Genomic DNA, 23,144 nt, shown 5'->3' on the forward strand with positions numbered 1-23,144 from the left:
CTTGCGGGTCAAGCGGTCGCTTGGGCCGCCGATTTTACGGCGTCGGCCAGCTGCCCCGCCAGCCGCTCGACCTCCGCGGCATCCGCGGCCTCGATGGTCACGCGCACCAACGGCTCCGTGCCCGAGGCACGCAGCACCACGCGGCCACGGCCCTCGAGGGCGGCTTCCACGTCGGCCAGGGCCTGGCGAACGGTGTCGCTGCCCAGAGCCGCCTTGGCGCCCTCGACACGCACGTTCACCATGGTCTGCGGGAGCTTGACCAAGTCTGCGCGGGCCTGGGCGAAGGTTTCGCCCGAGTCCGCGAGCACCTCGAGCAGGGCCAGCGCGGCGACGATGCCGTCGCCTGTCGTGAAGCGATCGAGGCAGAGCACGTGCCCGGAAGTCTCGCCACCGAGTACGCCGCCGTATTCCTTCAGTTGCTGCAAGACGTAGCGATCGCCGACGTTGGCGCGCACGAAGGGGATGTCCAACTGCTTCAGCGCGCGCTGGAGGCCGTAGTTGCTCATCAACGTGCCGACGACAGGACCGGGCAGCGACGCCCGCTTCTTCCAGTGACGGGCGATGACATAGAGCATGTCGTCGCCATCGGTCACGGTGCCGTCGCGATCCACGAGGCGTACACGGTCGCCGTCGCCGTCGAAGGCGATGCCGAGATCGGCGCCCCGGTCCACGACGGCACGGGCCAGGGCCTCGGGATCCGTCGAGCCGACGCCGCGGTTGATGTTGAGGCCGTCCGGCTCCGTGCCGATGGTGGAGACCTCGGCGCCGAGGTCGCGGAAGACCTTGGGCGCAACCTGGTACGTGGCGCCATGGGCGCAGTCCAGGACGAGGCGCATTCCCGACATCGAGAAGTCGTCGGACACCGTGGACTTGCAGAATTCCGCGTAGCGGGTGACGGCGTCGTCCACGCGGCTGGCCTTGCCGAGTGCCTCCGAAGCCACCGTGGCGAAATCTGCCTCGAGTTCGGCCTCGATCTCGGCTTCGAGCGCGTCGTCGAGCTTCTCGCCCTGGCCGGAGAAGAACTTGATGCCGTTGTCCTGGTGCGGGTTGTGCGAGGCGCTGATGACGATGCCGGCGTCCGCACGCAAGGAGCGCGTGAGATAGGCGACGCCCGGCGTCGGCATCGGGCCGAGCAGGCGCACATTGGCACCGGAGGCCACCAGCCCGGCTTCCAGGGCGGATTCGAACATGTACCCGGAAACCCGGGTGTCCTTGCCGATCACAACGGTCACCTTGCGGCTGGGGTCGCGGCGCTCGGGACCGGCGTCAGGCCCACGCAAGTCCGCGGCCCGCCGCCTCGCCAGCACGGCGCCGGCGGCGCGGCCCAGGCGAAGGATGAAATCGGCGCTGATGGGGTAAGTCCCGACATGGCCGCGGATGCCATCCGTGCCGAAATACTTGCGTTCGCTCATGGTCTTATCGTTCCTTCCGGGATCGGGCGAGAATACTCCGATCCGGTGAATGCACCCGCTATGCCCCAAGCCCTAGCCAGAGTGCCTGTAGGCGGTATCAGTCGTCGTCGGGCCAGCGGGGCATGGAGGGCTTGTCGTGACGGGGCGCCGTGTCGCCGGCCTTGACGGCGGCCCACACAGCCAGTGCGTCGACCGTCGCGGCCACGTCGTGGACGCGGACCATGAGGGCCCCGCGCTGCACGGCGATCATCGCCGCGGCGACCGAGCCGTGGACGCGGGCCGCGTGGTCCTGGCGGCCGGTGAGGGCCGCGATCATCGCCTTGCGCGACACGCCCACGTAGGCACCCGCGCCCAGTTCGGCGAATCGGCCCGTCGCGCGCAGCAGCGCGAGGTTGTGCTCCAGGTTCTTGCCGAAGCCGAAGCCGGGGTCCACGAGCACCCTGCGCCGGTCGATGCCGGCCAGTTCGCAGGCGAACAGGCGATCGGTGAGGAAGCGGTGGACGTCGCCGACCACGTCGTCGTAATCCGGCGCTTCCTGCATCGTGCGCGGCTCACCCAGCATGTGCACGAGGCAGACCGGCACGCGCAGTTCGGCGGCCGCGTCCAACGCGCCTTCCCGGCGCAGCGCATATACGTCGTTGATCATGCCCGCACCCGCACCGACGGCGGCGCGCATGACCTCGGGCTTCGACGTATCGACCGAAATGGGCAGGGTCGTGGCGGCAGCGAGGCGCTCGATCAACGGAACGATGCGGCGGATTTCCTCCTCGACCGACACCTCTTCGGCGCCGGGGCGGGTGGATTCGCCGCCGACATCGAGCATGTCCGCGCCCTCTTCCGCCAGCGTCATCGCATGGGCGTATGCCGCCTCCAGCGAGGCGTGCTGGCCGCCGTCGGAGAAGGAATCGGGGGTGGCGTTGACGATGCCGACCACGCGCGGCCGATCGAGGGCCAGCGCGCGGCCGTTGCAGTCGAGGACGGGGGCGAAGGGGTCGAAGTCCATGCGCTCAGCCCGGCTGCTGACCGCCGAGCGCGCCCAGGAAGCGGCGGTAGTAATGCAGCTCGTCGATGGAGTCGCGGATGTCGGACAGCGCGGTATGCGCCGAGTCCTTCGCAAACCCGCGGGCGATCTCCGGCGACCAGCGCCGCGACAGTTCCTTGAGCGTTGAGACGTCGAGGTTGCGGTAGTGGAAGTAGCGCTCCAGCCGGGGCATCTCGCGGTGCATGAAGCGCCGGTCCTGGCAGATGGAGTTGCCGCACATCGGCGACTTGCCCGGCGGGACCCACTGGCGCAGGAAGGCGATCGTCGCCTCCTCGGCCTGCTCGGGCGTCGTGTCGGATTCGACCGAGCGACCCCAGAGGCCGGAGCGCATGTGCTGGTTGCGATTCCAGGCGTCCATCTGCTGCAGACGGGCGTCCGCATGCGATATGGCGAAGACCGGCCCCTCGGCAAGCACGTTCAGATCCTTGTCCGTCACGATCGTGGCGATTTCGAGGATGGAATCGTTGTCCGTATCCAGACCGGTCATTTCCAGATCGATCCAGATGAGGTTGTCGTCATTCGCAGGCGTCATGGGCGCTCCCTTCTGTCACGAGAGTCTAACCTGCCAGACACCGATGCGTCGTGAGATGATGGGCCGATGCCCGAACCGACCTTCTTCTGGCACGACTACGAGACCTTCGGCGCCGATCCACGCCGTGACCGACCCAGCCAGTTCGCCGGCATCCGCACCGACGCCAATCTGGACGTGGTCGGCGAGCCCCTGATGATCTACTGCAAGCCGCCGAGGGACATGCCTCCCCAGCCAGCGGCCTGCCTGGTCACCGGGATCGCTCCCCAGCTGGCGGAGCGCGAGGGGCTCAGGGAGGCGGATTTCGCCGCCACGATCCACGAGCAGATCGCCCTGCCCGGCACCTGCACGGTGGGCTACAACTCCCTGCGCTTCGACGACGAGTTCACCCGGCACCTCCTGTACCGCAACTTCTACGACCCGTATGGGCGGGAATGGGAGAACGGTAATTCGCGCTGGGACCTCATCGACCTGGTGCGCATGTGCCAGGCGCTGCGCCCGGAAGGCATCGTCTGGCCCACACGTGACGACGGCACGCCGAGCTTCAAGCTGGAACACCTCGCCCGGGCGAATGGCCTGAAGCAGGACCGCGCACACGACGCGCTATCCGACGTCGAGGCGTTGATCGCCCTCGCCCGGTTGATCCGCGCCAGGCAGCCGAAGCTCTGGGACTGGTACTTCGCGCTGCGTCGCAAGCAACGGGTATTCGAGTTGCTGGACGTGGCGGCAATGACGCCGGTGGTCCATGTCTCGTCGCGGTACCCGGCCAGCAGGCATTGCCTGGCTGTCGTCGTCCCGCTGGCCGCGCATCCGTCGCGTCCGGGCGAGGTGATCGTGTACGACCTGGCGTCGGACCCGGCCGAGCTGCTCGCGCTGGACGACGGCGACGTCGCGGACCGCGTCTTCACGTCCCGTGCCAGCCTGCCGGAAGGCGTGGAGCGGATCGCCTTGCGCACCATCCGCGCCAACCACGCGCCCGCCTTGGCGCCGCTGTCCGTGTTGAAGAACGTGGACCATGCGCGGCTCGGGCTGGACATGGATAAGGTCGATCGCCACCTGGGGTCGCTGCGCAATGCGGAGGGACTGGCGGAGAAGTTGCGTCGCGTTTATGCGCATGCCGGCGACCTGCCGCCGGCGGAGGACCCGGAGCTCGCGTTGTACGGCGCCTTCCTGCCCGACGCCGACCGCCGGCTGCTGGCGGAGGTGCGCGCCACCCCGCCCGAGCACCTCGGCAGCCACGCCTTCAACTTCCGCGACCCGCGCTACCCGGAACTGCTGTTCCGCTACCGCGCGAGGAACTGGCCGCAGACCCTCAGCCTCGACGAACAGGAGCGCTGGGAAGCCTTCCGCGTCGACAGGCTGACCCGGCACGGCCCGCTGACCACGCTAACCCTCGACGACTACGCCGCCGAACTCGCCATCCTGCGCGCCATGCCCGACGCCCCCGTTGCCCTGCTCGACGCGCTGGACGCGTGGGGCCGCGAACTCCGCTGACTATCCGACTTCCATGCCCACGACCTATTTCACGCCCGCCACCTTTCGCTTCTTCAAGTCGCTCGGCCGCAACAACAACCGCGAATGGTTCCAGGGGCACAAGGACGACTACGAGCGACACGTGCGCGAGCCGTTCCTCGCGCTGATCGGGGACCTCGCCGCTCCGTTGCAGAAGATCAGCCCGCATTTCCGCGCGGACACGCGCAAGGTGGGCGGGTCGCTGTACCGCATCCATCGCGATACACGCTTCGCGAACGACAAGCAGCCGTACAAAGGCTGGCAGGGCTCGCGCTTCTTCCACGAGCGGCGCCATGAAATCCAGGCGCCCGGTTTCTACCTGCACATCCAGCCAGGCGAGTGTTTCGTCGGTGGCGGGATGTGGCATCCGGAGCCGCCGGTGCTGAAGAAGCTGCGCGAATTCCTGGCCGACAATCCGGGTGCGTGGAAGCGCGCGACGCATGCGAAGGCATTCGTGGAGCGCTTCAGCTTCTGGGGCGAGAGCCTGTCGCGGCCACCGCGCGGGTTCGACGCCAGCCATGAACTGATCGAGGACCTGAAGCGGAAGAACTTCGCGGCAGGACAGGAGTTCGACGAAGCGATGGCGTGCTCGTCGGAACTCCTCCCGTTCGTGGTGGACAACTTCAAGCGACTCGCACCGATGGTGGATTATTTGTGCGCGGCGCAGGAGCTGGAGTTTTGAGTGGCGCTTGACGGGAGGCTGTCGCCAGGTCGTCTCCTCAGCGCTCGTACAACTCGATAGGCAAATCGTCCGGATCGGCGAAGAAGGTGAATCGCTTGCCGGTGTACTCGTCGACGCGGATGGGCTCACAAGCCACACCGCGATCGCGCAACGTCGCCACCACGGCATCGATATCGCTCACCGAGAACGCCAGGTGCCGTAACCCTTGCGCCTCCGGCCGCGACGGGCGTTTCGGCGGCGCGGGGAACGAGAACAGCTCCAGTTGCACGCCGGGGCTCACCTCGAGGTCCAGCTTCCACGAATCCCGCGCCTCGCGGTACGCCTCGTGGATCACCTTCAGGCCCAGTACCTCGGTGTAGAACGCCTTCGACCGCGCATAGTCGGAGCAGATCAGCGCCACGTGGTGAATGGATTCGAGCACGATGCTCAGGCCTCGGAGAAAGGAAAGGCAAGGACGTCGGCGATCGCATCCGTGCGCGCCAGCACCATCAGCAGGCGCTCGACCCCGATGGCGACGCCCGCGCAATCCGGCATTGCGTCCAGCACCGCCAGGAGGTTCTCGTCGATCGGCATCTCGGCGACGCCACGCGCACGGCGTTTCGCGTTATCGCGCTCGAAGCGCTCGCGCTGTTCCGTCGCGTCGTTGAGTTCGTGGTAGCCGTTCGCCACTTCATAGGGCCCGACATACGCCTCGAAGCGCTTCGCCACCGGCGGATCGTCCGGACGAATCCGCGCCAGCGCGCACTGGCTCGCCGGGTAGTCGGAGACGACGGTGATCCGATCGACCGGGAAGCCGGGTTGGATGCGATGGGTCATCAACAGGTCGAGCCAGTCGTCGCGTTCCAGCCCCCGCGGATCGATGCCCGCGTCCGACAAGGGCGCCTGCAGGCGTTCGAGCGGATCGGTCAGCGGGTCGACGCCGAGGGTGTCGTGGAACAGCCCCCGGTACGTCGTCTCCACGATGTCGAACGTACGTCCGGCTTCGAGCAGCAGCGTTTCGAGCAGGTCGATTACCTCGCGAGCCAGCTTCGCCTCGTCCCAGCCCACGCGGTACCACTCCAGCATCGTGAACTCGGGGTTGTGGCGGCCGCCGGCTTCGCCGTCGCGGAAGACCCTGCCCAACTCGTAGCAATCCCCGACCCCCGCGGCGAGCAGTCGCTTCATGGGGAACTCGGGCGATGTGCGCATCCAACGCTCGCGCGCACCGGCATCGACGTGACCGCTGAACCGCGTGGCGAAGCTCTGGATGTTCGGGTCCGTATTGCCGGCGGCGGAGAGGATCGGCGTCTCCACCTCCAGCACGCCGCGCGCGGCGAAGAACGCGCGGATCCGCCCGTACGTGGCGGCCCGCAGACGAAGGTTGCCCTTGTCGGTCATGGCGCCACGCCGTGTTCGGTCAGGAGGGCAAGCAGGTCGGCTTCCGTGTGCACGGGAACGCCCAGCTCGTTCGCCTTGTCCAGCTTGGAACCGGCGGCTTCGCCGGCGAAGACGGCGGTCGTCTTCTTCGATACCGACCCCGCCACCTTGGCGCCCAGGGACTCGAGGCGCTCGGTGGCGTCGTCGCGCTTCAACGACGCCATCGAACCGGTGATGACGTACGTATGGCCCTCCAGCGGAAGGGTCGCGGCGGATTTGGCCGGCAACTGGTCGAGCAGCCACGCCATGTCGGCGAAGTCGTTGGCCAGCTTTCGGTAGTTCGTCGGATCGGCGATGTACGACCACAGGTTCGTCGCAGCCGCGGAAGGAACGCCCGCGATGATCCAGTTGTGTTCGCCGGCCGCCACCAGCTCCTGCACGCTGGCGTAGGTCTTCGCGAGCAAGGCCGTGCTCTTCGGCCCGAGCTTCTGCACTTTCGCGGCCTCGAGCAGCACGTCGAGACCCAGGCGATCGCGCAACTTCGGCGACGGCGCACCCTCGTCCGCGAACGTGATGCCTGCCGCCAACAACGCATCGACCACCTTCTCGTTGCCTTCCTGCGCGAAGAACGCGGCGATCGACGTCGCCACCTCATCGCCGATGTCGGGCAACACGCGCAACACGGCCGCCGGGGTCCGCCGGACGACGGCCAGCGAGCCCAGCCAGTTAGCCAGCGTCTTGGCGGTGCTCTCGCCGATGTGCATGATGCCCAGCGCGAAGAGGAAGCGCGGCAGCGTGCTCTTCTTGCTGGCCTCGATGGATGCCACGAGGTTCTCGGCCCACTTGGTCGCGACCTTGCCCTGCTTCACCGTTTCCGGCGTGGAGCCGTCGCGTTCGTCGGCGAGCGTCTTCATCCGCACGAAGCTGTCGACGGTAAGCCCGTAGAGGTCGGCGGGCGTGTGCACCATGTCGAACTCGACGAGGGCATCGACGAAGCGGTCGCCCAAGCCGTCGATGTCCATGGCACGGCGCGAGGCAAAGTGGATGATCGCCTCCTTGCGCTGCGCACCACAGATGAGCCCGCCCGAGCAGCGATAGGCCGCCGCGCCTTCTTCGCGCAGGAGAGCGGAGCCGCACACAGGGCAGGTCTCGGGCATCTTCCAGGGCACCGTCTTCGCCGGGCGCCGCTCCGGGACGACCCGGGCGACCTCCGGAATGACGTCGCCGGCGCGTCGCACGATCACGGTGTCGCCAATGCGCACATCGAGGCGCGCGACCTGGTCGGCGTTGTGCAGCGTGGCGTTGGTGACGGTGACGCCACCGACCTGCACGGGTGTGAGACGCGCCACGGGGGTCGCCGCGCCGGTGCGGCCAATCTGGATCTCGATCGCCTCCACCGTCGTCATCTGTTCCTGCGCCGGGTACTTGTGCGCGATCGCCCAGCGCGGCGCTCGCGAGACGAAGCCCATCTCTTCCTGGCCTTCGTAGTCGTCGAGTTTGTAGACGACGCCATCGATGTCGTACGGCAAGCTGTCGCGCTTTTCACCGATGCGGCGGTAATAGGTGATCAACCCCTCGAAACCTTTGGCCGTCGACACTTCAGGCGATACGGGAAAGCCCCATTCGCGCAACTTCGCCAACGTCGCGGAATGTGTATCCGGCAACTCGCCGTCCGCGACGCGACCCACGGCATAAGCGAAGAAGGCCAGTGGCCGCTTCGCCGTCACGGCGGGGTCCAGCTGGCGCAGCGAGCCGGCGGCGCCGTTGCGCGGATTCGCCAGCGGTTTATCGCCAGCGGCCCGCGCGCGCTCGTTGAAGGCTTCGAACGCCGCGCGCGGCATGATGACCTCGCCTCGCACTTCGAGCAGGCGCGGCCAATCGTCACCGCGCAGGCGCAAGGGGATCGCCTTCACCGTGCGCAGGTTCGCGGTGACGTCTTCGCCGACGGCCCCGTCGCCGCGCGTGGCGCCCTGGACGAAGACGCCGTTCTCGTAGCGCAGGCTGATGGCGAGGCCGTCGAGCTTCGGCTCCACCGAAAACACCGGCTGCCGGCGGCCGAGCGTCTGCTCGATGCGCCGCTCGAAATCGGCCACTTCCCGATATTTCTCACGGTCGGTGTCGCCATCCTGTTCGAAAGCGTTGCCGAGCGAGAGCATCGGCACGGCGTGCACGACTTCCGCAAAGCCGCCTTGCGCGCGAGCCCCCACCCGCCGGGTCGGCGAGTCCGCGCCGGCCAGGTCCGCATACTCCGCCTCGAGCGCTTCGAGTTCCCGCATGAGCCGGTCGTACTCGACATCCGCGATGCTGGGGTCGTCCAGCACGTGATAACGGTAGTTCGCGTCCTCGATGAGGCGGCGCAGGGTCTGGGCGCGCTCGACGGCTTCGACGGGGGCGGTGGCTTGGGGCATGTGCAAGGTCCGTGATGGTGCGCGCGACCGACGCGACCCTGAACTCTCGGCCGAACACGCGGCAAAAGCAAGAATGCCATCCGCTATAATTCTTGGGTATGCCTTTCCAAGACGTCAGCACCCGCCCCGATACCACCGACGTCCCCGTCCTTCCGACCGACCGGCCGGCCCTCGCACCGGCCGAGCCGTCCAGCAAGGCGCGTTATCGCGGCCTGATCTGGCTGGTTTCGGCCGCGTTCTTCATGCAGGCGCTGGACTCGACGATCGTGAACACGGCCGTGCCCTCCATCGCGGGCGCGCTGCAGGTCACGCCGCTCAGCATGCGCACGGCGCTCACCAGCTACGTCCTCACCCTGGCCATCTTCATCCCGATGAGCCCCTGGCTGTGCGACCGCTTCGGCACGCGCCGGGTCTTCGGCGGCGCCATCCTCGTCTTCGCCCTCGGCTCCCTGCTCTGTGGCGTCGCGCAGACGCTGCCGCAGCTGGTGCTGTCGCGCGTCGTCCAGGGGCTCGGCGGTGCCGCGTTGATGCCGGTCGGCCGCTACGTCCTCGTGCGCAGCATCGATCGCCGCGAGTTCGTGAGCTCGATGACCACGGTCGCCACCTTCGGGCTGCTCGGGTCCGTCTTCGGTCCCCTGCTCGGCGGTGCTCTCGTGGAGTTCACCAACTGGCGGCTGATCTTCCTCATCAACGTGCCGGTGGGCATCCTCGGCCTGGTCCTGAATCGCCGCGAGATGCCGGACTACCGGCTCGACCGTGCGCATCGCTTCGATACCTTCGGCTTCATGCTTTTCGCCGGTGCCTCGGCGCTCTGCCTGCTGGCCGCGGAAACCATCGGCGCGAAAGGACATGCGGTCACCATCATCGGGTATGCCCTCGGCGCCCTGGCGCTGGCGGCACTCTATGTACGGCACAGCCACCGCACGGCGTACCCCGTCACCGACCTCTCGCTGCTGAAGGTGCGTAGCGTGTGGGTCTCGCTGGCCGGAAACCTGTTCACGCGCCTCGGCGTCTCCGGCATGTACCTGTTGCTGGTGCTATTCCTGCAGATCGGCTGCGGCTGGTCACCGCTCGCGGCGGGCATGATGATGGTGCCGCAGGCGATCGGCTCCATCACGGTGAAGCCCTTCATCGACCGCCTCCTCACGTATTTCGGCTACCGCCGCCTGCTGCTGGGCAACACCATCGCCGTGTCGGTCGTGCTTTGCTCGTTCGCCCTGCTCACGCCGCATACGCCGCCCTGGCTCATCGCCGGCTTCGTGTACATCTATGGCGCGGTGATGTCGCTGCAGTACACGTCGATGAACACGCTGGCGTACGTCGACCTCGACGTGAAGCATGCGTCCATGGCCTCGTCGATGGCGTCGACGGCGCAGTACCTCTCCATGAGCTTCGGCATCGCCCTCGCCTCGCTGTTGATGGCGGGCTTCCTCGGCTCGCACAACGCCGACGGCTATGTCTGGGCCTTCCGCTGGTCGGTGATCGTGCTGGGCATGATCACCCTCGCGGCCAGCTGGATCTTCAGCCGGTTGCGCGAAACGCGGCCCATCACGGTATAACTCTCAAGGACACCGCGCCTTCCTTCGCGGCTCGATCTGGAACGATCCCATGCATGACTCCGCCGGCATCCTGCTGACCCTGTTCATCATCTTCGTCGCCGCGCAGATTGGTGGCGAAATCGCTCAACGACTCCGCCTGCCTTCCGTCGTCGGCGAGATCGCCGCCGGTTGCGCCATCGGCCCGTCGGCCCTCGGCTGGGTCACCGTTCCCGATATCGCCGTTGGCACACCGCTGGATGTGCTGGCCGAGATCGGCGTGATCCTGCTGCTCTTCTCGGTCGGCCTGGAAACGCGGCTGGACGATTTGAAGAAAGTCGGCGTCAGTGCCTTCCTCGTCGGCGTGCTGGGCGTGATCGTCCCCTTCGTCCTCGGCTCGGTATGGGCGCACGGCTCCGGCTTCGACTGGATCCGCTCGATGTTCGTGGCCGCCGCATTCGTCGCAACCTCCGCGGGCATCACCGCACGCGTGCTGCAGGAACTGGGCGTGCTGCAGCGGCGTGAGGCGCGAATCATCCTCGGCGCGGCCGTGATCGACGATATCCTCGCCATGCTCCTGCTTGGCATCGTGTCTTCCCTGCAAGGCGGTGGCGCGGTGGACGTGGGCAGCCTGCTGATGACGCTGCTCGGCGCGATCGGCTTCGTCGCCGTGATCGGCTGGGGCGGCACGCGCGTGATGCGACGCGGCTCGGGCTGGCTCGACAAGCCCAGCAACCCGATGTCGTCGCTGGCGATCGTGCTCGCGCTGTGCCTTGGCCTTGCCTACCTGTCGATGAAGTTCCACCTGGCGGCGATCATCGGTGCCTTCCTCGCCGGCATGATCGCCTCGGAAACGCGCCAGCGGCACCAGCTCGAAGAACAGACCGCGCCCCTGCTCGCCTTCCTGACGCCCTTCTTCTTCGTCGTGACGGGTGCCAAGGTGAACCTGGCCGAGCTGGGAAACGCCACGGCGCTCAGCATGCTCGCGGTGGTCACACTCATCGCAATCTTTTCCAAGCTGGCGGGCGGCTTCCTCGGCGCGCTGAGCCTCGGGCGGCGCGGTGCGATGATCGTCGGTTTCGGCATGGTGCCGCGCGGCGAGGTCGGCGTGGTGATCGCCGCCCTCGGACTCGCGGCCGGCGTGTTCGACGAGCGTATCTATGCGGTCATCGTGGCGATGTCGCTGCTCACGGCCATGGTCACGCCGCCGGTGCTGGCCCTGCTGCTGCGCGATCGGCACGCAGGTTCCGGTACGCCATGAGCGCCGCCTCGCGCGATGACTTGAGGTCGACGAGCGGCGGCGGGTAGCCCGTCCGCTGCAGCCATGAGGGATCTTCCCAGGGTGCATGCACCAGCCGCCCCGGTGCATCCGCCAGTTCGGGCACCCAGCGCCGGATATAAGCGCCGTCGGGATCGAATTTCTCCGACTGCGTGACCGGATTGAAGATACGGAAGTACGGCGCGGCATCGGCGCCGCTCCCGGCGACCCATTGCCAGCCCATGGCGTTGTTGGCGAGGTCGGCGTCCACCAGGGTGTCCCAGAACCATGCCTCGCCTGGCAGCCAATGCTGACGGAGGTTCTTCGTAAGCAGGCTCGCCACCAGCATGCGCACGCGGTTGTGCATCCAGCCGGTGGCCCAGAGTTCGCGCATGCCGGCATCGACGATGGGAATGCCGGTGCGTCCCTCGCGCCAGCGGCGCAAGGCGTGGGGGTCGCGCTTCGCCCACCGGAAAGCATCGAACGCCGGGTTGAAGTTTTCCTTGGCCGTGTTCGGGAAGTGGAAGAGAAGGTGCTGGGCGAACTCGCGCCATCCCAATTGGCGCAGGAACGGCTCGATGTCCGCGCTTTTCCTACGCTTCCCGGCGTGTTCGCGCAGGAAGGCGAGGATCTGCATCGGGGAGATTTCGCCCCAGTGGAGATGCGGCGACAGGCGTGACGTCCCGTGGCGTGCCGGAAGATCGCGCCCTTCGGTGTAGTGCGCGACGGCGTCGTCCGCGAACAGGCCGAGCATCTCTTCCGCGCCGCGCTCGCCGGGTGTCCAGTCCACGAACCCCCGCGCCCAGTCGCGATCCGGGAGCAAGCCGAGCGCCGCGATGGAGGTGCGTCCCGCGATGTCTTCGGGCAAGTCCGACACCGGCAGACGCGATGGCACGGGCAGCGGCGATCGCCCGTCGATCCTCGTGCGCAGGTTGCGCCAAAACGGCGTGAACACGCGGTACGGTTCGCCTTGCTTGGTGACAATGTCCCCGGGCTCGCTCCATAGGGACGCGTTGAACGCATGGACCGCGGTGCCGTCGGCCTCGAGTGCGTCGCGAATGGCGGCATCGCGCGCAACGAGGTGGGGCTCGTAGAGACGGTTGAAATACACGGAATCGGCACCCGCGGCGGCCACGGCCGAGCGCAGGCATGCGAGGCTGCCGCCTTGCACCACGTGCAACCGCGCTCCACGCTCCCGCAGCGATGCGTCCAGGGCTTCCAGCGAATGATGGAGCCACCAGCGACTCGCTGCCCCGGGCGCCCACTCGCCTTCCTCGTCAGGCGCATGCGCATAGAGGGCCACGACACGATCGCAGGAGGCGACGGCGGCATGGAGCGCGGGGTTGTCGGAAAGGCGCAGGTCGCGGCGGAACCAGACGATGGCGGTGCTCATCGACCCAGTATCCATGACGGGCCGGCGCGCGTCGCCTGCGAAAGTGAGAAACGTGCTCCATCTGCGTTCAGTCGCGAGGCTTAGACTGTTACGGCCGACGACCACCTCCAAGGTCGTCCCTAAGGAGCTTCCATGAACATCAAGACCGTCCTCGGCCTTCCCCTGGCCGCCCTGCTCGCCACGGCGGTCGCCGCCCCTGCCTCGGCTGCCGTGCTGACCCGCAGCGACGGCATCTACGTGCGCTGCGACCAGTGTGGCGTCGTGCAGAGCATCGAGCACAACGTCACGGCCGGGCGCGAGCACGGCACCGCCGGCGCGGTCATCGGCGCCATCGCCGGTGGCGTCCTCGGCAACCAGGTCGGCAAGGGCAAGGGCCGGACCCTCGCCACCGTCGGCGGCGCGGTAGGCGGCGGCTTCGCCGGCAACGCCATCGGCAAGGGCGGCGGCAGCGAGAGCTACACGCTGCGCCTGAAGATGGGCACCGGCGGCTACACGAACGTCCAGGTCAAGGATGCTTCGGCCATCCGCCAGGGCGACATCGTCGTCGTCGACGACCAGGGCAACGTCTCGCGCGTGCAGTAAGCACGAGCGCCGCAAGGACAATGTAGGAGCCGCTATAGCGGCGAGAAGCCAACGAAGCGACGAAGCAGCCGCTTCTGTGCCTCCCTCGCCGCTATAACGCCTCCTACGCCGGTGGAAGTTCGAACACGCGCCGCAGGTACGCGATGTAGTCGGGGTCTTCCACCCCCATGCTCTTCCCCGGTGAATCCGACAACTTCGCAACGGGCTGCCCGTTGCAGCGGGTCATCTTGATGACGATGTTGATCGGCTTCGGGCCGACGTCGTTGGTGAGGTTCGTGCCCACGCCGAACGAAAGCAGGCAGCGGCCGGCGAAGTGCCGGTAGAGCTCCATCACCCGGGGGATATCAAGGCTATCGCTGAAGACCAGGGTCTTCGTGCGTGGGTCGACGCGGTTCTTCTCGTAATGCGCGATGACGCGGTCGCCCCAGACGATGGGGTCGCCGGAGTCGTGCCGTGCCCCGTCGAAGAGCTTGCAGAAGTACATGTCGAAGTCGCGCAGGAAGGCTTCCAGGCCATAGACATCCGACAAGGCGATGCCGAGGTCGCCGCGATACTCGCGCGCCCACGCTTCGAGCGCGGCGGTCTGCGAGTCGCGCAGGCGCGGCCCGAGCGACTGGAACGCCTGCAAATACTCGTGCGTCATGCTGCCGATCGGCACCAGCCCCTGCCGCATGGCCAACCAGACATTGCTCGTGCCAGCCAATTGCTCGCCCAGTTCCTGTCGCAGGATGCCCAGCATTTCCTCGTGCCAGTCCCGGGAGAACCGCCGGCGCGTGCCGTAGTCGGCAATGCGTACGCGCTCGTATCCCGGACTGTCGCGCAGCATCGCGATCTTCGCGCGCAGCCGCGCCCTGCCCTCGTCCAGGTCGATGTCCGGCGACGTGGCGCGAAAATACAGCTCGTTGACGATGGCCAGCAGAGGCACTTCGAACATGATCGTGTGCAGCCACGGACCGGCGATCACGATTTCGATCTCGCCATTGGCCTTCGGGGACGGCTCGATGGTCACGTACTTGGCATTGAGCTGGAACAAGCCGAGGAAGTCGACGAAATCGCTGTCGATGAAACGAAGGCCAGCGAGATAGGCCAACTCGTCTTCCGTGAAACGCAACGAACACAGCGCGTCGAGTTCCTCGCGGATGCGGCCCACCAGTGGCGCGAGGTCCACGCCGGGCGTACGGCAGCGGAACCGGTACTCGACCTGCGCGGCGGGGTACTGGTGCAGCACCACCTGCATCATCGTGAACTTGTAGAGGTCGGTATCGAGCAGCGACTGGACGATCATGCGCTCGCCCCCGTCGCGGCGATCTGCCGGTCCACCGCGTCGACGAAGGGCTGCGTGCCGGGCCAGGAGGTGATCCGGCCGAGCTTCTTTCCCCGGTGGAAGAGGAAGAACGCCGGGATGCCATGCAGGCCGAAGCGCGTCGCCATGGTCGGGTCGTCGTAGACGTTGTCGTGCAGCCAGCGCACCTCCGGCCAGGTAAATCGTTCGGGGGTGAGGAGGATCTGCCCCTTCGCGATGTCGCAATTGGGGCAGTCGCGGCCCCAGAGGAAGAGGATGGCGATGCGGTTGTCGTCGGTGGCCAGGTCGGCGTCGAGTTCGCTGTCCACGATGCGCTGCATGGGGAAGCGTTGGAAGAACTCGGGAACGCTGGTATCGGACATGGGAGAATCCGTGATCGGGTCGAAAGGCCGACATGGGGTCGGTGCGGCGATAATCCGAGGGTACGGCCAACCTTTCCCATCTCCTTCTCCAGAAACCTCTCGTGCGCCTTTTCCTCGGATGCCTCCTCTTCCTCGCCGCGGGCGTGGCCCCTGCCGCCACCCTCGTCGTCGATACCGGCGACGGCGCCCGCAAGCTGACGACGGAAGCGCTGCTGGCGCGGCCCGACGTACGGGACATCCAGGTACGCGGCGATGTTTCCTACCACCATGACGCCCACTATCGCGCCATACCGCTCAAGGCACTCCTGGACGGCGTGCCGGCCGACGCGCACCTGCAATTCGTCGCCCTCGATGGCTTCACGGCCGAGGTGCCGGCGTCGCTGGTCCTGGACGGACACGGTGCCGAAGCCTGGCTGGCGATCGAGCCGGAGGGCGCTCCGTGGCCCGCGCTAGGCACTGGCAAGCCCAGTGCCGGCCCGTTCTACCTCGTGTGGCTGCATCCGGATGCGGGGCATGTCGGGCCCGAGCAGTGGCCGTACCAGGTGGCGAGCATCCGTGTACTCGCTTCGCCCGCCGCGCGCTTCCCCGCCATGCAACCGGCGGCCTCGCTACCCGCGAACGCGCCTGCCCGGCACGGTTTCGCCTTGTTCCAGCGCAACTGCATCAGCTGCCATACCCTCAACGGCCAGGGCGACGCCAAGCTGGGGCCGGACCTCAACATCCCCCATAACCCGACCGAGTACCTCCGCGACGCCATGTTCCGCACCCTGGTGCGCAATCCCCAGGACCTGCGCCACTGGCCACAGGCGAAAATGCCTGGCTTCGACAGCAAGGTCCTTTCCGATGCGGACCTGGACGACCTGGTGGCCTACCTGAAGCACATGGCGGGGCGGAAGGCGTCGCACTGAGCGGCTGACTGAGTCGCGCCTTACCGGCGCAACCTCTCTAGCTCCCTGGTGCGCTCGCTTGGCTCCAGGCGCGACAGGCGCTTCACCCTCGCGAAAAAAGCCGGCCACGCGCGACCGCACTCGTCGAACAACGTGGCGAACGACGGCACCCAGGTATCGTACAGGCCGAACGGCAGAAGCGTCGCGTTGTTGAGACGTCGCGACATCCAGCGGTCGTAGCGACGATCGCCGCCAGCCTCGTCGTGGCGCCACACGAGGTAGCGACCACGGAAGTCCTCGAAGGCCTCCGCCTTCGCCACGCGCTTCGCATCCTCCGTCCACGCCTCCGCATAGATGGCTTTCAGACGGTCGCGCAGTGCGAGCACCTGCTCGGTGAAGGATCGTTCCAGCGCGTCCCCCATGCCATCCGGAGCCGGTTGCTCCCTGGCTTCCCGCCACTCGCGCAGGCCCTCGCGCTCGACGAAGGTCGCGAAGGATTCATTGAAGGACGAATCGTCCTTCACGTAGATCTTCTGGTGGGCCAGCTCATGGAAGATCGTGCCCGCGAGTTCGTCGTCGTCCCAACGAAGCATGCTGCTGAGGATGGGATCGGCGAACCAGCCAAGCGTGGAATAGGCAGGCACCTCGCCGATGGCGACGTCGTGACCGAGCGCGGCTTCGCGCGCGGCCTCTCGCTCGGCGAGGTCTTTACGGAAATAGCCACGGTAAGCCACGCAGCCCGCGACGGGAAAACAATGGGTCACCGGGGCGATCGACAATTCGGGCGTGGCGAACACATTCCACGCCACCCAGGGCCGATCGAGCTGCACGAAATAGGTGTAGCTACGATTGTCCGGCAGGTCGAGCTTGCGCGATGCGAAGCGACGGGCCTCACTGGCGCGTTCCAACCGCGTGCGCGTGGCTTCCGGCGTCTTCGGGTCGGCCAGTACTTTGTCGATGGGGCGGCGCTCATGGAGCAGCGCCGCCTGGCCGTGGGCCACGTGGGCGTAATAGCCGATGGAGCGGCAACCGGTGACGAGGGCGACCAGGAGGGCGGCAAGTGCGATGCGCATCGTCGCATTGTGCCGCGAATCCCGGGGCCCGCGGTCGATCAGGGATCGGTTCGCCCCCCGGTCATCGACTGCAACACGCCGTCCCTTCGTATCAGCCCGTGCATCAGGGCCGCGCCCATGTGCAACAGGAAGGTCAGGAAGAACAACCAGGCGACATAGCGGTGCGCTTCGCGCAGCCAGGCGAAGAGCAGCGCATCGGTCGGAAGGATGGGCGGGAGCAGCAGCCCGCCACCCAACGTCACCGGATAGTTGCCGGCGGACAACATCCCCCACCCGATCAGCGGCATCGCGATCATCAAGCCATAAAGCAACCAGTGCGACGCATGCGCCACGAGTTTCTGCCACGCCGGCATATCGGCGGGGAGCGGCGGCGCGGGGTGGGTCAGGCGGAAGCCGAGGCGAACCAGGGCCAGCACGAAGATCGTGATGCCGAGCGGCTTGTGGATCGCCAACAACCAGTCGTGCTTGGTCTCGACGGTGCTGACCATGCCCGCGCCGACGAACAGCATCGCCAGGATCATCGCCGCCATCAGCCAGTGCAGCACGCGTGCGAAGGGATGGAACGTCTGGGGGCGATTCATCGCTTGTCCTCATTGGCGCGGCTCGTGCCGGGAAGGTGCGCTTCCTCGCTGGTGCGGCGCAGGTACGAATCCGCATAGGCGGCCGAGCGCGCCGCGATCAGCGGATCGGCGGACGTCTCGATGCCGCGTGGGAGGATCGTCGGGTCGTAGTTGACGTCTCGACACGGTCCGTCGGCCTGCGGCTGCGTCCTGTCGATGACAAGGGTGCCTGCGTCCACGACCTGACGGTCGCTCGGCCATTCCCGGGTCGCATCGTCCACGGGATCGCCTGGGGCGGCGAAGACCATCTGCAAATGCCAGCGCAGCGGTCCCGCCGCGATGCGCTTCGACAGGTCGGCAGCGAGGTAGTCGGGGTCACCCGCCGCCGGACCGCCCTCGCCCTCCGCCGGTTGTTCCGGCACCACCATCCAGCGCACCGCGCGCTTTTGCCCCGCGGCGTCGCGCAAGTAGAAGGCGTTGATGCTCCGGTAGGTTTCCGTGGCGTAACTCGCCGACGGCTTCGCCGTCTTTACCCAGGCCAGGAAGGCCGCCGTCTCGGGATGCGTTGAAAAGAAGGCTTTCGCCTTGGCCGGATCCGGCTTGCCTGTGGCCGGATCGGGATGCGTCGCGAGCTGTAGCTGGTAGAACGCTTGAGGCGTGGCTACCGGGAACAGCGGCATGGCGTTCATGCCGGTGCGCCACTGCTCGCCATCGGGCAGGTCGAAGCGCAAGGCGAAGCTCCGGATCGGCACGCTCGAATCCGGGGCGTAAGGATTGCCGCCCGGGATCGCCAACCGCCCCACTACCGGCGTCTCGACGCCCGCGGCGAACAAGCCCGCCGTGGAATAGCCCGCCAAAGCCCCGTTCGATGCGAATCGCCCCACTACGCAGATGCCCTTGGCGTGGTTGCGCCGGTAGCCGGGATGCTCGCCGCCGTTCGCCTGCAGGGTGTCCACCAGGCGTTCCGGCGTGAGCCGATGCGGCGCCAGCCAACCACCCACGTAACCGAAGGCGGCCGCCGATCCGGCCACGGCGAGGCCAATGAGTGCCCATCGCCAGGCGACATGCGCCGGGGGGCGCGGATTATTCCCGGGTTCTTGCGTCATGAGGTGTGTGGTCCAGGTTGTGGTTCCAGGGTGGGACGCACGTCAGGGACTTTTATTCCCTCACGGGGGAATAATCGACGTACCCGGACGTCATACGTTCGACGATACGCCCGGCGGAGACCCGGCATGCACGATCCGCACATCGACGACGCCCTTCGCACGATGCTGCCGCGCCTGCGGCGCTTCGCGCTGTGGCTCGCCCGCGATGCCCACGCCGCCGATGACCTGGTCCAGTCCACGGTCGAGCGGGCGCTTTCCCGCTGGCACACGCGCCGGGAAGTGGAAAGCCTGCGCGCCTGGCTGTTCTCGATCCTGTATCGCCAGTTCCTTGATGGGAAGCGCCGGGAGAGCCGCTACGCCCTCCTGCTCGGCGAGCTTGGCCGCGAGGAACCGACCTGGCCATCGGCGGAACGCGTTGCCGTCGCGCACTCCACGCTGGCGGCGTTCGCCTCGCTGCCCGCGGAACAGCGGAGCCTGCTGATCTGGGTCTCCGTCGAGGGCATGAGTTACCAGGAGGTCGCGGACATCCTGCACGTCCCCATCGGGACCGTCATGTCCCGCCTTTCCCGCGCACGCCGCGCCCTACGCCAGCTCGGCGAGGGCGACCCCCAATCCCCTTCCCTGCGACTGCTGAAATGAGCCTCACTCCCCCCAGCGAACACGAAATCCACGCCTACGTGGATGGCCATCTGGACAGCGCCCGCCGCGGCGAGGTCGAACGGTACCTGGCGCGGCATCCGGAACAGGCCGACGAGGTGATGGCCTGGCGCCAGGATGCGCAGCAGTTGCGCGCGTTGCTGGCGGGCGACTTGGCGCCCGCGCCGGCGCTGGACCCGTCACGGGTGCGCGAGCGCGCGCGCAGCCGCCGCATCGTCCGCTGGGCTACCGCCGCGGGCGTGCTGCTCTGTCTTGCCGTGGGGGGCGCGGGCGGGTGGGCGGCGCGCGGCGTGGGGACCGGAGAGGCGCCCATGGCCGATGCGATGCAGGCCTACCGGCTGCTCGCGCTGGACCACGGCGTGGGAATGGACATCACCACCGGCAACGAGGGCGACCTCCGCGCATGGCTCGCGGGGCGCGTGGGACCGGACGTGCGCCTGCCCGACCTGGCCGATGCCGGCTTCCGTCCCATGGGTGGCCGCCTGTTCGCCACCGACCAGGGGCCCGCGGCCATGGTGCTGTACGACGACGGCAACGGCCACACCGTGAGCTTCTACGTCCGCCCGCCAGGCCCGGCCCGGCACTTCCTGCCACGCGGATCGCGCGAGGACGGCGGCCTGCTGGCGAACTACTGGTCGGAAGGCGGCCACAACTACGCGGTGGTCGCGCTGGCCGACACCGATGGCCGCCAGGCGGCGGACCGGGTGGCGAGCAAGGCGATCTAGCGGTCAGCAGGATTACTGGCGCTCGTGCAGTTCGCCCGAATGGAGTTCCAGCGTCCGGTCCATGCGACCGGCGAGGCGAGAATCATGCGTCACTAGAACGAAGCTGGTACCGATCTCGCGATTGAGTTCGATCATCAGCTCGTACACATGCGACGCGTTGGTTTCGTCGAGGTTGCCGGTCGGCTCGTCGCCGAGCACGCAGGCTGGACGCGTCACCAGGGCACGCGCCACGGCGCAACGCTGGCGCTCACCGCCGGACATCTCCGCCGGACGATGGCGCAGGCGCGCTCCCAGACCCACCCGCTCGAGCAACGCCGTGGCTTCCCTTTCCGCCTGGCCGATCGACACGCCGCGGATCAACAACGGCATGCACACGTTCTCCAGTGCCGTGAATTCCGGAAGCAGGTGATGGAACTGGTAGATGAAGCCCAGCGAGCGGTTGCGCTCGCGGCCGCGCTCGGCGTCCGACAGTTCCGACAGCACGCGGCCGTTCACTTCGACCTTGCCCGAGGTGAGCGTGTCCAGGCCGCCGATGATGTGCAGCAACGTGGACTTGCCGGAGCCGGACGCACCCACGATGGCCATCGTCTCGCCACGGCGCAGCGCGAAATTCACATTGGAGAGGACGCCCGTGCGCAGGTCGCCCTCCTCGTACACCTTGGCGACGCCCGTGGCGCGCAGGACGATGTCGTTCGGCTTATTCATAGCGGAGCGCCTGGGCTGGCTGCGTGCGGGACGCGCGCCATGCCGGGTACAGGGTGGCCAGGAGGGAGAAAGCAAAGGTGACGAGGACCACCCAGCCCACGTCCGACCACAGCAACTGGCTGGGCAACTCGCTGATGTAATACACGTCCGGCGACAGGAAATTCTGGCCGGTGACGTGTTCGATCCACTTCACGATGGCCGGCAGGTTGAGCGACAGCAACGCACCGAGAAGCACGCCGAAGCCGATGCCGACGATGCCCACGAGCACGCCCTGCACCATGAACATGCCCATGATGCTGCGCGGCGTGGAGCCGAGCGTGCGCAGGATGGCGATGTCGGCCTGCTTGTCGGTGACCAGCATCATCAGCATCGAGATCAGGTTGATCACCGCGACCAGGATGATCAGCGAGAGGATGATGAACATCACCTTCTTCTCCATGTCGATCGCGCGGAAGAAGTTGGCGTGCGTGTCCATCCACGTTTCGACGCGATAGGTCTGGCCGAGCTTGTTCACCAGGTCCTGCGCCACCGGCCATGCCTCCCGCATGTCGTCCAGCTTGAGGCGGATGCCGGTGGGGCCATCGAAACCGTTCAGGCGTTCGGCGTCCTGCATGGAGATGAGCGCGAGGTTCGCGTCGTACTCCTGCATGCCAAGTTCGAAGATGCCGCTGACGGTAAAGCTGCGCAGCTTGGGCACCGCACCCATGGGCGTGGCCGTGAACTGCGGGACCACGACGGTAACCTTGTCGCCGACCTGCACACCCAGGGTCAGCGCCAGTTCGCGTCCGAGCACGATCTTCCAGCCACGGTCCGTCAGGTCGGTCATCTTGCCTTCGACCATGTGCCGGTCGATGTCGGAGACATTCGGCTCCATCGACGGCACGACGCCGCGGATGAGCGCGCCGCTGGGCCGACGGGCCTGCAGGAAGGCCTGGATCTCCACATAGGGAGCGGCACCGCGCACGTGCTTCGTGCCTTCGGCTGTCTTCACCGCCGACTGCCAGTTCTGCACCGTTTCATCAATGCCGGAAACGGTGACGTGGGAGACCGCGCCGAGGATTCGGTTGCGCAGTTCGCTGTCGAAGCCGTTCATCACCGACATGACCGTGATGAGCGCGGTGACACTGATCGCGATGCACACGATCGAGACGGTCGAAATGAAGGAAATGAACTGGTTGCGACGCTTCGCCCGCGTGTAGCGCAGTCCGATGAAGAGTTCTAGGGGTCTGAACATGCCTGTCGACAACTGCCTGGGATGAGGGGGGCGCCAAGTAAGACACGCACCGCGCCGCAGAGTGCCCGATGCGGCCTTTCGGGGCAAGCCGGGGACGCTCGCTGGCCGCTATAGCGGCTCCTACGGGGATTCGGTCACGCCGTTCGCGTCCGGAGGCGGGCGCGGAGCAAGCGCAGCTCGTCGGCTGGGGTGTTGTCCGGCAGGAGGGCGACCTGCCCCGCGCCGCCTCGCCAGCGCAGGTGGAGAAAAACGGCGGGACCGAACACCCGGGAGCCGGCGAGTTCCGCGCGAATATCACGGCCGTTGCGCTGCGTGACGGTCCAGAAGGCTGCCGACGAAAGCCGAAAAGCGGCGACGGGCGACCGCCGGAAGGCGCGAAGTCGCAGCAGCCCATGGCACCCGGCGACAACCGCCAGCGGGTAGCGTGTGGCCCAGGGCAACGAAGTAAGCAGTGGAGCGACCGTCGCAAGCACGAGGACGCTCGCAACGAGGATCGTCAGGGTTTTGGAGGGATGCACGACGACATGGATGCCTCGCGCCGCTTGGGAGCCGGCGTCCGCGGGTTCAGAGCCGATGCCTCGTTCGGATGTCATCGATGATCGCCTGCCAGTCGTCGCGCGGGGCGCGGGCATGGCCCATCACCCAATCCCAGAGATCGGGATCCTGCACGTCGAGAAGCTCATCGAAAGCCAGCCGCGTAGCCTCGTCGGCGTCGGCGAAACGCTCGTCGAGCCAGCCACCGAACAGGCGATCGAGTTCGCGCGTGCCACGGCGGGTACGCCAGCGGAGACGTTTGAGGCGGGCTTCGTCCATCGGCATCAAC

The 23,144-nt window shown here is 67.2% G+C and carries 24 protein-coding genes; 8 read left to right on the forward strand and 16 right to left on the reverse strand.

Going from position 1 to position 23,144, the window contains the following annotated elements:
- Window positions 1-8 precede the first annotated feature (8 nt).
- From glmM to orn, 3 genes are all read right to left on the reverse strand, one after another.
- Entirely contained in the window at window positions 9-1,412 is a 1,404-nt protein-coding gene (gene glmM / locus ACQKIE_RS04935; RefSeq protein ID WP_427456373.1) for a phosphoglucosamine mutase, read from the reverse strand.
- A 97-nt stretch (window positions 1,413-1,509) separates the two neighbouring features.
- Window positions 1,510-2,415 carry a dihydropteroate synthase gene (gene folP, locus ACQKIE_RS04940; protein ID WP_427456375.1) on the reverse strand — a complete coding sequence of 302 codons (906 nt, stop codon included), beginning with the start codon at window positions 2,413-2,415 and terminating at the stop codon, window positions 1,510-1,512.
- Window positions 2,416-2,419: 4 nt separating this feature from the next.
- Window positions 2,420-2,986, reverse strand: a complete 567-nt coding sequence (gene orn, locus ACQKIE_RS04945; RefSeq protein WP_427456377.1) for an oligoribonuclease — start codon at window positions 2,984-2,986, stop codon at window positions 2,420-2,422.
- A gap of 66 nt (window positions 2,987-3,052) precedes the next feature.
- On the opposite strand from orn, the gene sbcB reads away from it, so the two are divergent.
- A complete protein-coding gene (gene sbcB / locus ACQKIE_RS04950) occupies window positions 3,053-4,477 on the forward strand; it encodes an exodeoxyribonuclease I (protein WP_427456379.1) in 1,425 nt (474 codons plus the stop codon).
- Window positions 4,478-4,490: 13 nt separating this feature from the next.
- Window positions 4,491-5,177: a DUF2461 domain-containing protein gene (locus tag ACQKIE_RS04955; RefSeq protein WP_427456381.1), complete on the forward strand. Its 687-nt coding sequence runs from the start codon at window positions 4,491-4,493 to the stop codon at window positions 5,175-5,177.
- A gap of 37 nt (window positions 5,178-5,214) precedes the next feature.
- Here ACQKIE_RS04955 and gloA2 read toward each other — a convergent pair whose 3' ends face one another.
- From gloA2 to ligA, 3 genes are read right to left on the reverse strand one after another with little or no spacing between them, the layout of a single operon-like run.
- Complete coding sequence (gene gloA2, locus ACQKIE_RS04960) at window positions 5,215-5,601, reverse strand: SMU1112c/YaeR family gloxylase I-like metalloprotein (RefSeq protein WP_427456810.1); 387 nt, start codon at window positions 5,599-5,601, stop codon at window positions 5,215-5,217.
- Between the two features lie 2 nt (window positions 5,602-5,603).
- Window positions 5,604-6,554, reverse strand: coding sequence for an EF-P lysine aminoacylase EpmA (gene epmA / locus ACQKIE_RS04965; RefSeq protein WP_427456383.1), 951 nt, complete (start codon window positions 6,552-6,554; stop codon window positions 5,604-5,606).
- A complete protein-coding gene (ligA, locus tag ACQKIE_RS04970; protein ID WP_427456385.1) occupies window positions 6,551-8,941 on the reverse strand; it encodes an NAD-dependent DNA ligase LigA in 2,391 nt (796 codons plus the stop codon). The genes epmA and ligA overlap by 4 nt, the downstream gene beginning before the upstream one ends.
- Before the next feature lie 98 nt (window positions 8,942-9,039).
- Here ligA and ACQKIE_RS04975 point away from each other — a divergent pair, with 98 nt between their 5' ends.
- Together ACQKIE_RS04975 and ACQKIE_RS04980 are read left to right on the forward strand one after the other, a co-directional pair.
- Window positions 9,040-10,500 carry an MFS transporter gene (locus tag ACQKIE_RS04975; RefSeq protein WP_427456387.1) on the forward strand — a complete coding sequence of 487 codons (1,461 nt, stop codon included), beginning with the start codon at window positions 9,040-9,042 and terminating at the stop codon, window positions 10,498-10,500.
- A 49-nt stretch (window positions 10,501-10,549) separates the two neighbouring features.
- Window positions 10,550-11,737 (forward strand): cation:proton antiporter, encoded by a 1,188-nt coding sequence (locus tag ACQKIE_RS04980; RefSeq protein ID WP_427456389.1) that lies wholly within the window; start codon window positions 10,550-10,552, stop codon window positions 11,735-11,737.
- Here ACQKIE_RS04980 and ACQKIE_RS04985 read toward each other — a convergent pair.
- Complete coding sequence (locus tag ACQKIE_RS04985) at window positions 11,676-13,127, reverse strand: cryptochrome/photolyase family protein (RefSeq protein WP_427456391.1); 1,452 nt, start codon at window positions 13,125-13,127, stop codon at window positions 11,676-11,678. The genes ACQKIE_RS04980 and ACQKIE_RS04985 overlap by 62 nt on opposite strands.
- Before the next feature lie 132 nt (window positions 13,128-13,259).
- On the opposite strand from ACQKIE_RS04985, the gene ACQKIE_RS04990 reads away from it, so the two are divergent.
- The gene (locus ACQKIE_RS04990; protein WP_427456393.1) at window positions 13,260-13,709 is read left to right on the forward strand and encodes a glycine zipper 2TM domain-containing protein; all 450 of its coding nucleotides are present in this window, start codon (window positions 13,260-13,262) and stop codon (window positions 13,707-13,709) included.
- 103 nt (window positions 13,710-13,812) lie between these two features.
- Here ACQKIE_RS04990 and pncB read toward each other — a convergent pair whose 3' ends face one another.
- Together pncB and ACQKIE_RS05000 are read right to left on the reverse strand one after the other, a co-directional pair.
- Window positions 13,813-14,994, reverse strand: coding sequence for a nicotinate phosphoribosyltransferase (pncB, locus tag ACQKIE_RS04995; RefSeq protein WP_427456395.1), 1,182 nt, complete (start codon window positions 14,992-14,994; stop codon window positions 13,813-13,815).
- Window positions 14,991-15,374: a thioredoxin family protein gene (locus ACQKIE_RS05000; protein WP_427456397.1), complete on the reverse strand. Its 384-nt coding sequence runs from the start codon at window positions 15,372-15,374 to the stop codon at window positions 14,991-14,993. The genes pncB and ACQKIE_RS05000 overlap by 4 nt, the downstream gene beginning before the upstream one ends.
- A 101-nt stretch (window positions 15,375-15,475) precedes the next feature.
- Between ACQKIE_RS05000 and ACQKIE_RS05005 the strand changes: the two genes are divergently transcribed.
- A complete protein-coding gene (locus ACQKIE_RS05005) occupies window positions 15,476-16,282 on the forward strand; it encodes a c-type cytochrome (RefSeq protein ID WP_427456399.1) in 807 nt (268 codons plus the stop codon).
- A 20-nt stretch (window positions 16,283-16,302) separates the two neighbouring features.
- Here the strand turns inward: ACQKIE_RS05005 and ACQKIE_RS05010 are convergent, their stop codons facing one another.
- The 3 genes from ACQKIE_RS05010 to ACQKIE_RS05020 are packed head-to-tail and all read right to left on the reverse strand — an operon-like array spanning window position 16,303 to window position 19,000.
- Window positions 16,303-17,334 (reverse strand): aminopeptidase, encoded by a 1,032-nt coding sequence (locus ACQKIE_RS05010; protein WP_427456401.1) that lies wholly within the window; start codon window positions 17,332-17,334, stop codon window positions 16,303-16,305.
- 38 nt (window positions 17,335-17,372) lie between these two features.
- A complete protein-coding gene (locus tag ACQKIE_RS05015) occupies window positions 17,373-17,915 on the reverse strand; it encodes a cytochrome b (RefSeq protein WP_427456403.1) in 543 nt (180 codons plus the stop codon).
- Entirely contained in the window at window positions 17,912-19,000 is a 1,089-nt protein-coding gene (locus ACQKIE_RS05020; protein WP_427456405.1) for a catalase family peroxidase, read from the reverse strand. Before ACQKIE_RS05020 ends, ACQKIE_RS05015 begins: the two co-directional genes overlap by 4 nt.
- A 126-nt stretch (window positions 19,001-19,126) precedes the next feature.
- On the opposite strand from ACQKIE_RS05020, the gene ACQKIE_RS05025 reads away from it, so the two are divergent.
- Together ACQKIE_RS05025 and ACQKIE_RS05030 are read left to right on the forward strand one after the other, a co-directional pair.
- A complete protein-coding gene (locus tag ACQKIE_RS05025) occupies window positions 19,127-19,639 on the forward strand; it encodes an RNA polymerase sigma factor (protein ID WP_427456407.1) in 513 nt (170 codons plus the stop codon).
- The gene (locus tag ACQKIE_RS05030) at window positions 19,636-20,382 is read left to right on the forward strand and encodes an anti-sigma factor family protein (protein WP_427456409.1); all 747 of its coding nucleotides are present in this window, start codon (window positions 19,636-19,638) and stop codon (window positions 20,380-20,382) included. The genes ACQKIE_RS05025 and ACQKIE_RS05030 overlap by 4 nt, the downstream gene beginning before the upstream one ends.
- Before the next feature lie 12 nt (window positions 20,383-20,394).
- Here ACQKIE_RS05030 and lolD read toward each other — a convergent pair whose 3' ends face one another.
- From lolD to ACQKIE_RS05050, 4 genes are all read right to left on the reverse strand, one after another.
- Entirely contained in the window at window positions 20,395-21,087 is a 693-nt protein-coding gene (lolD, locus tag ACQKIE_RS05035; RefSeq protein ID WP_427456411.1) for a lipoprotein-releasing ABC transporter ATP-binding protein LolD, read from the reverse strand.
- Entirely contained in the window at window positions 21,080-22,321 is a 1,242-nt protein-coding gene (locus ACQKIE_RS05040) for a lipoprotein-releasing ABC transporter permease subunit (protein ID WP_427456413.1), read from the reverse strand. The genes lolD and ACQKIE_RS05040 overlap by 8 nt, the downstream gene beginning before the upstream one ends.
- A 134-nt stretch (window positions 22,322-22,455) precedes the next feature.
- Window positions 22,456-22,914 carry a protein YgfX gene (locus ACQKIE_RS05045; RefSeq protein WP_427456415.1) on the reverse strand — a complete coding sequence of 153 codons (459 nt, stop codon included), beginning with the start codon at window positions 22,912-22,914 and terminating at the stop codon, window positions 22,456-22,458.
- Window positions 22,886-23,134: a succinate dehydrogenase assembly factor 2 gene (locus ACQKIE_RS05050; protein ID WP_167023948.1), complete on the reverse strand. Its 249-nt coding sequence runs from the start codon at window positions 23,132-23,134 to the stop codon at window positions 22,886-22,888. Before ACQKIE_RS05050 ends, ACQKIE_RS05045 begins: the two co-directional genes overlap by 29 nt.
- Window positions 23,135-23,144: the final 10 nt, after the last annotated feature.

It is taken from the genome of Luteibacter sp. NPDC031894 (assembly GCF_050273135.1).
Taxonomy (GTDB): Bacteria; Pseudomonadota; Gammaproteobacteria; order Xanthomonadales; family Rhodanobacteraceae; genus Luteibacter.

Excerpts from the sequence above, each read along its gene's own strand:
- glmM (WP_427456373.1), bottom strand. The coding sequence starts at position 1,412 with ATGAGCGAACGCAAGTATTTCGGCACGGATGGCATCCGCGGCCATGTC.
- folP (WP_427456375.1), bottom strand. The coding sequence starts at position 2,415 with ATGGACTTCGACCCCTTCGCCCCCGTCCTCGACTGCAACGGCCGCGCG.
- orn (WP_427456377.1), bottom strand. The coding sequence starts at position 2,986 with ATGACGCCTGCGAATGACGACAACCTCATCTGGATCGATCTGGAAATG.
- sbcB (WP_427456379.1), top strand. The coding sequence starts at position 3,053 with ATGCCCGAACCGACCTTCTTCTGGCACGACTACGAGACCTTCGGCGCC.
- ACQKIE_RS04955 (WP_427456381.1), top strand. The coding sequence starts at position 4,491 with ATGCCCACGACCTATTTCACGCCCGCCACCTTTCGCTTCTTCAAGTCG.
- epmA (WP_427456383.1), bottom strand. The coding sequence starts at position 6,554 with ATGACCGACAAGGGCAACCTTCGTCTGCGGGCCGCCACGTACGGGCGG.
- ligA (WP_427456385.1), bottom strand. The coding sequence starts at position 8,941 with ATGCCCCAAGCCACCGCCCCCGTCGAAGCCGTCGAGCGCGCCCAGACC.
- ACQKIE_RS04975 (WP_427456387.1), top strand. The coding sequence starts at position 9,040 with ATGCCTTTCCAAGACGTCAGCACCCGCCCCGATACCACCGACGTCCCC.
- ACQKIE_RS04980 (WP_427456389.1), top strand. The coding sequence starts at position 10,550 with ATGCATGACTCCGCCGGCATCCTGCTGACCCTGTTCATCATCTTCGTC.
- ACQKIE_RS04985 (WP_427456391.1), bottom strand. The coding sequence starts at position 13,127 with ATGAGCACCGCCATCGTCTGGTTCCGCCGCGACCTGCGCCTTTCCGAC.
- ACQKIE_RS04990 (WP_427456393.1), top strand. The coding sequence starts at position 13,260 with ATGAACATCAAGACCGTCCTCGGCCTTCCCCTGGCCGCCCTGCTCGCC.
- pncB (WP_427456395.1), bottom strand. The coding sequence starts at position 14,994 with ATGATCGTCCAGTCGCTGCTCGATACCGACCTCTACAAGTTCACGATG.
- ACQKIE_RS05000 (WP_427456397.1), bottom strand. The coding sequence starts at position 15,374 with ATGTCCGATACCAGCGTTCCCGAGTTCTTCCAACGCTTCCCCATGCAG.
- ACQKIE_RS05010 (WP_427456401.1), bottom strand. The coding sequence starts at position 17,334 with ATGCGCATCGCACTTGCCGCCCTCCTGGTCGCCCTCGTCACCGGTTGC.
- ACQKIE_RS05015 (WP_427456403.1), bottom strand. The coding sequence starts at position 17,915 with ATGAATCGCCCCCAGACGTTCCATCCCTTCGCACGCGTGCTGCACTGG.
- ACQKIE_RS05020 (WP_427456405.1), bottom strand. The coding sequence starts at position 19,000 with ATGACGCAAGAACCCGGGAATAATCCGCGCCCCCCGGCGCATGTCGCC.
- ACQKIE_RS05025 (WP_427456407.1), top strand. The coding sequence starts at position 19,127 with ATGCACGATCCGCACATCGACGACGCCCTTCGCACGATGCTGCCGCGC.
- ACQKIE_RS05030 (WP_427456409.1), top strand. The coding sequence starts at position 19,636 with ATGAGCCTCACTCCCCCCAGCGAACACGAAATCCACGCCTACGTGGAT.
- lolD (WP_427456411.1), bottom strand. The coding sequence starts at position 21,087 with ATGAATAAGCCGAACGACATCGTCCTGCGCGCCACGGGCGTCGCCAAG.
- ACQKIE_RS05040 (WP_427456413.1), bottom strand. The coding sequence starts at position 22,321 with ATGTTCAGACCCCTAGAACTCTTCATCGGACTGCGCTACACGCGGGCG.
- ACQKIE_RS05045 (WP_427456415.1), bottom strand. The coding sequence starts at position 22,914 with ATGACATCCGAACGAGGCATCGGCTCTGAACCCGCGGACGCCGGCTCC.
- ACQKIE_RS05050 (WP_167023948.1), bottom strand. The coding sequence starts at position 23,134 with ATGGACGAAGCCCGCCTCAAACGTCTCCGCTGGCGTACCCGCCGTGGC.